This window comes from Paraburkholderia tuberum STM678, assembly GCF_902833905.1.
Taxonomy (GTDB): domain Bacteria; phylum Pseudomonadota; class Gammaproteobacteria; order Burkholderiales; family Burkholderiaceae; genus Paraburkholderia; species Paraburkholderia tuberum.
On sequence record NZ_CADFGP010000076.1, the window covers coordinates 16,786 to 27,255 of the forward strand.

Below are 10,470 nucleotides of genomic sequence, written 5' to 3' on the forward strand. Positions count from 1 at the left end.
GACATGGCAAAAGTTAGCTTCTTGCGGACGCTCGTAAAATACGGATTGGCGGTGCTGCTATTGGTCATTCCTGTCATTTTGCATAGCATCACGCTGCAGGATTTCGTGAGCTACACGTTAGTGTATGGCCTGATGGCGATGTCGCTAAACCTTCTGGTCGGAAAAACCGGGCTTGTATCTTTCGGTCATGCCATGTTTTTCGCGCTCGGGGCTTATAGCTTCTCTTGGTTCCTCGGTAACGAGTATGGTGTGCCGGGATCGTTTGGATTATCCGTGTTGGTAACCACGTTGGCGTCTTTGATAGTAGGAATTTTTTGCGTTCGACTGAAAGACACATACTTCTCGTTTATCACGTTAGCTTTCGCCATGGTATTCGCCAACACTTTAAACGCGGCGAGCAATTACACAGGTGGTGATTCCGGCTTATCGGTCCGTGCGGCGAGCCTTACTGTGGCGGGGTTAGACATTTCAACAGGAACTGAACGATACTTGTTCATTGCTACGTTTTCCTTTGCGGCGGTGATCCTTTTACGCTACGTCACACGGAGCGCATTCGGGACAACGTTACAGATGATCCGCGATAACGCCGACCGTGCGGCTTGCCTTGGTGTAAACGTATACTCGGCCCGCCTTGCGGCTTTCACAATGGCAGGTGCGTTCGCGGGGGTCGCGGGCGGCCTGGCGACGTTCATGGTCGCGGGCGCATATCCGACATTTGCAGCGTGGACGGCATCAGGAGACGCCATCTTTGCGATCTTGCTTGGCGGTAGCCAACTTTTCCTGGGGCCGCTCATTGGATATGGAATCTTGAACGGTCTCATTTATGTGACGAGCGCATCTTCCGGCCATACCGGTCTGGTGCTTGGCAGTGTGCTGTTGGTTATAGTGCTCGGCCTTCGGCGTAGTCCAGCCGACGCTATCTATGGGAAGGTTGCGGGTATCTTGAAAAATTGGCGGCGTGGAATTTCACCGCACGGCAGCGAGGGAGTGGCCTCTTTTGCTGCAGCTTTGCCAAAAGAGAATGGTGGGACGCTACAGGTTGAACATTTAGAGAAGCGATTTGGCGGACAGAAGGTCACACGGGACGTATCCCTGAAATTCCCGTCCGGATCCTTGACCGCAATTATCGGCCCGAACGGTGCGGGAAAGACCACACTTTTCAATTTGATGGCCGGTGCATTGCAGCCGGACGACGGGGCGGTCTTACTAGGCAACGCACCGATCACTGGCGTACCCACGCGTAAAATTGTGCGAATGGGATTGGCGCGGGCATTCCAGGTCGCAAGCCTGTTTCCTTCGATGACTGCTTACGAAGCGCTATCCGCCGTAGGCGATCCAGACAATTTGGGTCTGCTCGGACTTTTCAGGACCTGTCCCACTCCGAAGGGAGCAGCACGTGCGCAACGTGTAATTGGGCTGGTGAATCTAGGCGACGTTGCACATCGTCCCGTTTCCGAGTTGAGCCACGGTGACCAGAAAATGTTGGACATTGCGCTCGCTCTGATGCTTGAACCGCGTGTATTGCTACTCGACGAGCCTACGGCGGGCATGGGGCCAGACGAGCGCTGGAAGATGATGCGGACCATCCAACAATTGTGGGAAAGCCACAAGCTGACGGTCGTCTTCATCGAACATGACATGGATATCGTGTTCTCGATCGCGCAACATGTGGTCGTGTTGGCGCAGGGCGCCTTGCTTACTCAAGGCCCCCCAGCGCAGGTCCGGTGTGACACGAGGGTCATCGAAGCGTACCTGGGCAGCACCGGTGAGCGTGATGAGATCGCCGACTCGGCGGTGCTGGGGGCAGCGACGTGAGCGCGACCAACGATATGTTGAACATTAAGGGCGTCGATTCGTTCTATGGGGCCAGTCGGGCACTTTTCGGTGTTAGCTTCGATGTGCATCGGGGGGATTCCGTCGCATTGCTTGGCCGCAACGGAGCCGGCAAGAGCACGACATTGAAATCAATAATGGGCCTGGCTGACGTGCGCAACGGCATCATCCAGGTGTCGGGCCATCCGGCTCGAGGCTGTCGCCCAGAGCACATCGCCCGTCTTGGCGTAGCCTATGTGCCAGAAGATCGGCAAGTGTTCCGTCGCCAGAGTGTCGAAGCCAATCTTACGCTCGGGATGAAAGCGGGCGCCGACGGCGTGCGCGAATGGACTCTTGAACGCGTTTATTCAGTCTTTCCGATGCTATGGGATGCACGACGAAAGGGCGCCGGCACCCTATCGGGAGGGCAGCAACAGATGCTGGTGATCGCGCGTGCATTGTTAGGCAACCCCTTAATAATGTTGCTGGACGAGCCCAGCCAAGGTCTATCGCCATTAGTTATGGATCAGCTCCAGCTCTTGCTGCAGCAATTGAGGCAGGCTGGAATGACCTTGGTGCTCGCAGAGCAGAACACGCGATTCTGTATGGGAGTTGCGTCGCGGGCGGTGGTGATAAATCAGGGTAGCGTCGTCTTCGATGACGATATTGCAGCGTTCAATGCTGATGAGGCGCTTCGACATCGCTACCTGGCTGCTTGAGAGCGCATCCGCGAGGGGGCTGCCTGGGCGGCGGCCCTCACATATGTGATATGTGACGCTCAAATGGATCGTGTTCGGGATGAGGCGGCAATATAAATAATCGCCAAAGCCTTTCTAACGAGCTCAAGTCGGCTTTGGAACTTGCAAAGGGGATTTCGAGCCCGCTTGCTCCTCCCAATTCGCCCGAGGACCATATCATCATGTCTAGCCAACGTTTGCTCCATTATATTGCTGGTCGATCGGTTGCTCCATCCGCCGACGCATACATTCCTAACAACAATCCGGCCACCGGTGCGCCTATCGGAGAAGTCGCGGCAGGCAACGCCGCAGATGTTGACCTGGCCGTAAAAAGCTCTCATGAAGCGTATCCGGCTTGGAGAGACCTTAGGCCGATGGAGCGCGGCCGCATCATGATTTCGATCGCACAGATGCTGCGCCGCGACATTGACCGGTTTGCCGAAATGGAAGCGGCGGACGCTGGGAAAAAGTTGCAGCAGGCGCGCTCTGAGATAGAGGTTTGTGCTCAGTATTTCGACTTCTATGGCGGCTTGGTGAATTATTATCAAGGCGAGGTCATTAATCTTGGAGCCGGGTTGCACTCATACACACGACGGGAGCCTTACGGCGTCATTGGTGCGATCCTGCCTTGGAACGCCCCTCTAAATCAAGCCTGCCGGGCCGTGGCGCCTGCGCTGGCCGTAGGCAATGCTGTCGTTTCCAAGCCATCTGAAGAAACCTCAAGCTCGTTGATTGAGTTCGCCAAAATGTGCGTCGAAGAGTGCGGACTTCCTCCGGGAATACTGAACGTCGTCCTTGGTCGAGGACACGAAGCAGGGCGTGCGCTGGTGGAGCATCCATTGGTTCGGAAGGTAAGCTTCACTGGCAGCGTCAGAGCCGGACGAGAGATTGGGCATATTGCGGCAGAGCGCATTATCCCGCTGACTCTTGAGCTCGGCGGAAAGTCGCCCAATATCGTCTTTGACGATGCGGACTTGGAAGCTGCTGCCAACGGAGTGGTTAGAGGCTTTACCTGGAACGCGGGCCAGATTTGCTGGGCGGGAACGCGCTGTTTGGTGCAGCGCACCACATACGATCGCTTTGTTAAGCTGCTTGTCGCTAAGGTCAATGCGTTGCGAGTGGGCGCGGACGCTCCGAGCGATGTGGGCGCAATCACAACGGACGCCCAATACCAACGAGTCCGTGAATCCCTTCAAATGGCTGTCAAAGACGGGGCGCGCTTGTTGGCAGGCTCGACTGCTGAGGCACCGGGCAGGATTGGCAACTACATCGGTCCGGCTCTGTACGAATCGATTGATCCAAAGGCTCGCATCGCCCAAGAAGAGATCTTTGGTCCAGTTGGCGTTGTTATTCCGTTTGACGATGAAGCCGACGCTATTCGTATCAGCAATGATAGTGAATATGGCCTTGCAGCCGGAATCTGGACGCGCGATATAGGTCGTGCTTTGAGAATGGTTGCGGCTGTCGAGGCTGGCCAGGTCACCGTTAACGATTATTTCGCTGCAGGCATCGAGACCCCGTTCGGCGGGTACAAGAATAGCGGCTATGGTCGCGAGAAGGGTATTGAGGCGCTGCATCACAATACACAATTGAAGTGCGTCACTATCCGGCTGTGAGGCTACGATGATTACCGTCTACCAGTTCTCTACCTCTCCCTTTTGCGCAAAGGTCCGTAAGATCCTCGGTTATAAGGGCCTCCACTACGAAATCGTGGAGGTGCCGCGAGACAAGGTAGCGGAATTCAAGGATGTAAGTCCGACCGGCAAGTTTCCAGCGATCCGTAATGACAGGGACGTCGTTTGGGATTCGACCGATATCGCGTACTATCTGGATGCGGCGTTTCCTGAGCGGGCCGTGATTCCAGCGGACGCACACGATCGCGCAATCGTACACATCATCGAGGAATGGGCTGATGAGAGTTTGTACTTCTATGAGGTGTTGATGCGGATCGGCTGGTCACAAAACGTGGAACGAGTGGTAGATGAGTTCGCCGCCACTATGCCTAACGTGGATCGGCAAGCCCTGCCGGCTTTGTTGGTCGAAAAAGGCAGCGCCATCGCTACAGCACAGGGCATTGGGCGTAAGCCACAAGAGCAAGTCATACAGGACGCAAAACGGCATGCGGACGCTCTCGATGCATTGCTACAAAAACAGTTATGGCTTGTGGGCGAGAAAATTAGTCTTGCGGACATCGCAGTGTCAGTGCAGGTTGAGGCTTTACTGTATGCGCGGGAGTTTTCAGACTATGTCAAGCCTAAGGGGAAGATCGCAGAATGGTTGAAGCGCGTGAACGCAGCAGCACCCGATAAGCAGCGCATGGCTGTCTGAAACGGTTGCTTGTTTAACGTTGGATCGTTGGCCTGGAGAGCGGCTGGGTTAGACATGGTTAATCAATCGGGGAAGGCTGAGAAGGACTCGGAGTCTGCATCTCTCAAGACGGAAAGAGATACGGTTAAGTCGGCAAAGCGAGTCCTGCAAATCCTGGAATTCTTCGCTCACAACCGGCGCTCAGCGAGCGTCGGCGAGATTGTGGACGAACTCGACTTTCCCCAGTCGAGCACCTCGGTGCTTCTGAAAAGTTTGACCAAACTAGGTTATCTCGACTACGACCGCCAGAGACACGTCTACCTACCGACTATGCGAGTCGCATTCCTGGGAGAGTGGATCCACGACCAGCTTTTCAGCGACAATAGCCTGTCAAGAATCACTGAGCAATTGCACGAGAAGACGGGAGCGACTGTCCTGATAGGGATGCAAAACGACATTTACGTCCACTACATTCACCTTATCCAGGAACCGCAACCTACCGTTCCTCTTTATATCAAGCCAGGATCGCTTCGCCCCTTGCATAAGGCGGCGTTGGGTAAGGTACTTTTGTCTCAAAAGACCGACGTAGATGCGCTCGCCATCGTTCGCAGGATCAACGGAGAAGAGCCGGACCCGGACCAGCGTGTGAACACTACTGCGCTGCTTGCAGAGTTAGACCAAATTCGACGCCAAGGATACGCATACACGGAAAGTACCGTGCGAGCGGGAAATGGTGTGGTGGCGATGGAACTGCCCACACCATCTAGCCAACCGCCTATGGCGATCGGACTCGGTGCGTCGATAGAGGTTTTAAAGGCGAACAAGAACGAGTTTATAGACCTACTCGACGAAACGGTTCGCCCGTTTCGCGCGAGACTTAGTTGGAAGGGCCCCCCGAAGAAAGGAGCATAGCGGTGCGGCGCCTTCGCACCTGAATCCAGTCCCTCGTTTTAGGCAGGTCCACAGGCCACGGCGAACATGTTATCGCCCTTGCTGACGGCTCTATCGTTGTTTTAAAAGTAACACCAAACTGCCCCTGGCCGTTTTCTCGGCGTCAAAACAAATGGGGGGCCAGGTGCCGCGGGTGAGAACTATGCGGCGCCCATGCTCCAGTAAGGGTTCAGGAACACTAGCGTCTCGAACGATATAGTGGTAAAGCACGCGCGGTGGTATCGAGTCTAAACCAGAAAGCACAGTGTGTGAGAGCGGCGTCAGAGCGGGGCACTTAGCTAACAAACAGTGTCTCGAATGCCACCCACGGTGCGCGCTACCAGCGGCTGCACCTACGTTGCCTGTTGGCGCTTCCTACGGTCGCATCGGCCACGGACTCCGTTGACATTAGGCCGAGGGGGCGCGTCGATCACATTCGTGATTATTTGGTATCTGGCAACCCACACTCATCAAAATCGCACAATACTGAAGTCCGGCTTCATGGATGCTGCCTTTCCCATGATTGTTCGCGGCTCAGCAATGGGATCGGAAATGAGTAATTAACCTGACCGACTTAGGCGGGTTCTCAATAACCACGCAAAAAGCGTTGGAGGAGATATCGTGAAAGAGATGCAAGCAGATGTCGTAATCGTCGGCTGCGGCGCGGCTGGCCTTTCCTGTGCGCTTACTTCGCTGGAGGCGGGTAAGTCCGTAGTTATGCTCGAGCGTGCGAACGAAGCAGAGTCCGGCGGAAATACGCGGTGGACTGAAGCACTGCTGAGACTAAAAAGTGAAACCGAGGTTACCGACGATTTTGTCGACGAGTTCACACGGAACTCAGGTTACAACATTCAGCAGGACTTCATTGAAGCCACTACACGGGAATATTCGACGTGGCCTAGTGTTGTGAAAGCTCTGTCCTTCCTCGACCCGGAAGTATTGAATGCGTTCGCTGAAGGTGTTCCGGAAGTGCTGAAGTGGTTGCAAGACCACGGAATCAAAGTCGTCGATAGTTATTATCCTTACCCACTATATTGGGCAATGATGAGCATCTACGGGGGCGGGCTTGCAATCATTGAGACCTTGACGCCGATTGTGAAGAAGAAGGGAGCAGAGGTGCTATATGAGACCACTGCAGTTGGTCTCCTGCGGGACGACGACGAACGCGTGGTAGGCATCAAGGCTGTAGATGCGAATCATGAAGGCATCAAAATTCATGCGGCATCCGTGGTCCTCGCGTGTGGAGGATTTGAAGGGAACCCTCAGATGGTTGTTCAGCACATCGGTCCCGCAGCACGCTATATGCGCCCGGTCGCACGCGGAGGATATTACAACAAGGGTGAGGGCATCCGTATGGCCCTTGACGCTGGCGCCGCTCCTGCCGGCGACTACGCTGACTGTCACCGTCAGATGATCGACGCCCGCTCTTGCATGCAAGAAGCTTTGGTCAATTGTTTCCCGATGGGAGTTATCGTCAATAAGGACGCCGTGCGCTTCATGGACGAGGCACCGAGCGAGGCCTGGCGAATTCAGGAGGACCCATGTCGATTCGTGACAGAGCAGCGCGACGGTATTGCCTACCTGATTCTGGATCAGAAGATCAATGATTATCCCAATTGGCGTACCATGGTACGTTCGGATCTGCCACCAGTCAGTGCTGATTCGCTCGAAGGTCTGGCGCAAAAGTTGGAGCTTCCGGTTGCAAAGTTTGTGAGTACGCTGTCGGCCTACAACGAAGCGTGCGTGCCAGGTCCATTTGAACCGTCGACGCTCGATGGCGTGAGAACCGAAGGGCTGCAGCCGCCGAAGTCAAACTGGGCGAGACCCATTGACAAAGGACCTTTCCTTGCTTACCCGATTATGTCTTCAATTACGTTCACATACGGCGGACTGAAAACCACTGCAAATGCGCAGGTAGTGAATAACAGCGGCATGGTGATTCCTGGGCTTTATGCTGCTGGTGAGACGGTAGGCATCCTCTACGGCCTGTATGTTGGGGCAGTCTCGGTCCTACGAGCTCTGACCTTCGGGCGCATTGCAGGAAAGCATATCGCAGAGAGGCGTTCCCTAGTCAACTAGCGTTAGGGGAATAAGCAAGTCGATGACCGGGATACGAAGGCCTTGTCCGGAAGGCAAGGCCTCGATCCGCGGTCAAAGTCCGCATCTGAAGCGGTAGCGCCAAACTCGCCCCCCAAAGCCTGCGGGCGTATTTTAGAGACATCGAGGAAGGATGGGCTTCGGTGGGTTGGTGCTCCAATGCCTTTCCTGGATGGTCGGGCTCGGCGAGCGCAACATTGAGATCGATAAGAAGCGAGAATTACCCATTATAAGTAGGGCAGCATCGTGCAAGTGTGAGTTGGGAGTCAGCCGTTCACTGCGTCCAGTCAGCGATGCAACCACTGCTACAATGGTGGCAGCGGAAAACGTGTGCAAAACCCCGATCTACTTGCCGGCGCTCAGAAATGATCACAATAAAGGATATCGCGGACGCCTTGAGCATGTCGCATTCGACCGTGTCGCGTGCGCTGAATAATCATAAGGCGATCAACGAACAGACGCGCATCAAGGTGCAGGAAACAGCCGCTCGAATGGGTTATATACCGAATTCGGGGGCCCGCATGATGCGAGGGCTGTCTAGCCGGCTCGTCGGCTTGATCGTTCCAAACGTACAGAACGAGTTTTTCAGCGCGCTTGCCCGCGTGCTTTCGAACAACTGCGCGCTCTATGGCTACTCGATGATGCTTGGTATCTCGGAGGACGATCCGGTCCGCGAGCAGGAACAAATCGAGGCGTTGGTACAGAGTCGCGCACTGGGCGTCATGATCGCGCCCTCGGAAAGAAGCACCGTCGCAACGCGGAGATTGCTGAAAGCCATCCCATGCGTGCAGTTGTTGCGCTACGAGCCGCAGCTTGGAGGGCTTGCTGTACGTGTCAACGAGGAGCGTGCCATACACACGGCGACGGACCACCTGGCCGCGCAGGGGCACCGTCAAATCGGCTACATCGGGACGTTAGAGACGACTAGTACTGGCGCAAGTCGTTTGGCGGGCTTCAGAGCGGCATGTCGAGACCATGGCGGCGAAGTCGATTCGGCGCTGATCAGACTAGGGCCGCCTTCCCCCGAGTACGGCAGTCAGGCCGTGCATGAGTTGCTTTCTATGCGCCCCGACCTGACCGGCCTAGTCATCGGCAGCCCGCGCCAGATGTCAGGTGCGCTATTGGCACTGCGGGAACGCGGAGTTGCCATTCCCAAGCAAGTATCAATTGTCGGCTACGGGGACACAGAATGGTTTCAGGTTGCCACGGTGCCGCTGACCGCTATGGCTCTGCCAGTACGTGATATGAGCGAGCAAGCAACGGCATTGCTGTTCTCCGCGATCGGGAATCAAGCAGGTACTACGACTTCATTTCCACATAAGGAACTGATTTTCGAAGCGACGCTGGTGGCCCGACATTCGACTGCAATGCCGAGTGTCGACATCGCAGTCAAATCTTGATCCTCGTTCTTCCGGTTTGCAGAGGATGCGGTCAATCAGAAAAACAAGCTGCTCCCCGCTGCGCGGTACGGTACTCATGCGAACAGAAATCGCGGGCGCGCTCGTATACCACATGCCTCACGGTCAGCGCGGTTGCGGTGCCGTAGGAGCTTTCTTTCAATCTGCGCCAAGTTTTGGATTGAAGCCACGATGCACACGAGACTTCTGTGCGTGGCGATCTGGGGCACCGAACTTTCGTTCGCTGCTTCGCATGCGCTCTGCACGTGTTCCTGCGCTATCGAAGGCGATCTGAGCTCCGTTGGCCGCGGAACGAGCCGAAGGCGACTGCTCATCGCGGCACCGTGGGCTGCGATGGATGCCGCAAGGTAGGCGTGTGCACGTAGGCGCGTCTCCCGCTCAGCGCCGGTTGAGACGCTCTGAGAGGTGCACGGACAGAAGTTACTTTAGTACTGCGTTGCAGCGCAGCGGCCCGCACGCGAGTTATCGGACCCGCTGCCGTCCCGGCGGCGGTAAAGAAAGTTGGATCAGTGAACACAAGAGTAAGCGATCCATTTTCGGCGTCTAGCCGCTGGGGACAGGAGCGAGGAGCATAGGTGTCCACCTATTCGGAGGTGGACACCTATGGCTGACAAAGATCCAGAGTTAAGAGTAGTTCGACGCAGCAGCGACGGTCGCCGTCGTTACGACGATAAAGGCAAGCGTGCGCTCGTTGAGGAAGCGCTGCGTTCTGGTGTGTCGGTTGCCCGCCTGGCGCAGGAGCACGGGATCAACGCCAACCTGCTACGCAAGTGGATCACGAAGTACCTGCTGGAGCGCGAGAAAGGCATCTCGCCGGCATCGCAGGATGATGCTACCGGCGAACAGGAACGTCCGCATGCCCCGGAGGAAATCGTACTGGAGGGCACGCTCGCGGTGATTGATGGCGCGCCCATTGACATCCCAGGTTCGCGCAAACGCTCCCCACCTGTCGCCTCGCCCACGGCATTCGTGCCTGTCGTTGCAGCACCACCAGCACGGCCAACCGCACCGCCGTCGCCGTCGCCGTCGCCGTCGCCGTCACCGTCACCGTCACCATCGCCATCGCCATCGCTGACGCTCGCACTGCATGTGCGACTGTCCAACGGCGTCGAGTTTGATCTCGGCGAGGCGAGCATCGACGAACTGACCACCGTGGTCCAGATGCTGGG

At 56.1% G+C, this 10,470-nt stretch carries 8 protein-coding genes; all 8 read left to right on the plus strand.

Annotated elements, in window-relative coordinates; translation table 11 throughout:
• The first annotated feature begins 3 nt into the window (after window positions 1-3).
• Window positions 4-1,815, plus strand: coding sequence for a branched-chain amino acid ABC transporter ATP-binding protein/permease (locus HWY30_RS36290; RefSeq protein WP_090812360.1), 1,812 nt, complete (start codon window positions 4-6; stop codon window positions 1,813-1,815).
• Window positions 1,812-2,531: an ABC transporter ATP-binding protein gene (locus tag HWY30_RS36295; protein WP_167368846.1), complete on the plus strand. Its 720-nt coding sequence runs from the start codon at window positions 1,812-1,814 to the stop codon at window positions 2,529-2,531. Before HWY30_RS36290 ends, HWY30_RS36295 begins: the two co-directional genes overlap by 4 nt.
• A gap of 200 nt (window positions 2,532-2,731) precedes the next feature.
• Window positions 2,732-4,165, plus strand: a complete 1,434-nt coding sequence (locus HWY30_RS36300) for an aldehyde dehydrogenase family protein (RefSeq protein ID WP_090812359.1) — start codon at window positions 2,732-2,734, stop codon at window positions 4,163-4,165.
• 7 nt (window positions 4,166-4,172) lie between these two features.
• On the plus strand, window positions 4,173-4,877 hold the full coding sequence (locus HWY30_RS36305; protein ID WP_090812358.1) for a glutathione S-transferase family protein: 705 nt from the start codon (window positions 4,173-4,175) through the stop codon (window positions 4,875-4,877).
• Between the two features lie 54 nt (window positions 4,878-4,931).
• Window positions 4,932-5,768, plus strand: a complete 837-nt coding sequence (locus tag HWY30_RS36310; protein ID WP_090812357.1) for an IclR family transcriptional regulator — start codon at window positions 4,932-4,934, stop codon at window positions 5,766-5,768.
• Window positions 5,769-6,416: 648 nt separating this feature from the next.
• Entirely contained in the window at window positions 6,417-7,865 is a 1,449-nt protein-coding gene (locus tag HWY30_RS36315; RefSeq protein ID WP_090812356.1) for an FAD-dependent oxidoreductase, read from the plus strand.
• A 383-nt stretch (window positions 7,866-8,248) separates the two neighbouring features.
• The gene (locus HWY30_RS36320; protein WP_167368845.1) at window positions 8,249-9,283 is read left to right on the plus strand and encodes a LacI family DNA-binding transcriptional regulator; all 1,035 of its coding nucleotides are present in this window, start codon (window positions 8,249-8,251) and stop codon (window positions 9,281-9,283) included.
• Between the two features lie 621 nt (window positions 9,284-9,904).
• The coding region (locus HWY30_RS36325; protein WP_176079007.1) for a transposase at window positions 9,905-10,470 on the plus strand (566 nt) is incomplete at its 3' end.

Excerpts from the sequence above, each read along its gene's own strand:
- HWY30_RS36290 (WP_090812360.1), top strand. The coding sequence starts at position 4 with ATGGCAAAAGTTAGCTTCTTGCGGACGCTCGTAAAATACGGATTGGCG.
- HWY30_RS36300 (WP_090812359.1), top strand. The coding sequence starts at position 2,732 with ATGTCTAGCCAACGTTTGCTCCATTATATTGCTGGTCGATCGGTTGCT.
- HWY30_RS36305 (WP_090812358.1), top strand. The coding sequence starts at position 4,173 with ATGATTACCGTCTACCAGTTCTCTACCTCTCCCTTTTGCGCAAAGGTC.
- HWY30_RS36310 (WP_090812357.1), top strand. The coding sequence starts at position 4,932 with ATGGTTAATCAATCGGGGAAGGCTGAGAAGGACTCGGAGTCTGCATCT.
- HWY30_RS36315 (WP_090812356.1), top strand. The coding sequence starts at position 6,417 with ATGCAAGCAGATGTCGTAATCGTCGGCTGCGGCGCGGCTGGCCTTTCC.
- HWY30_RS36320 (WP_167368845.1), top strand. The coding sequence starts at position 8,249 with ATGATCACAATAAAGGATATCGCGGACGCCTTGAGCATGTCGCATTCG.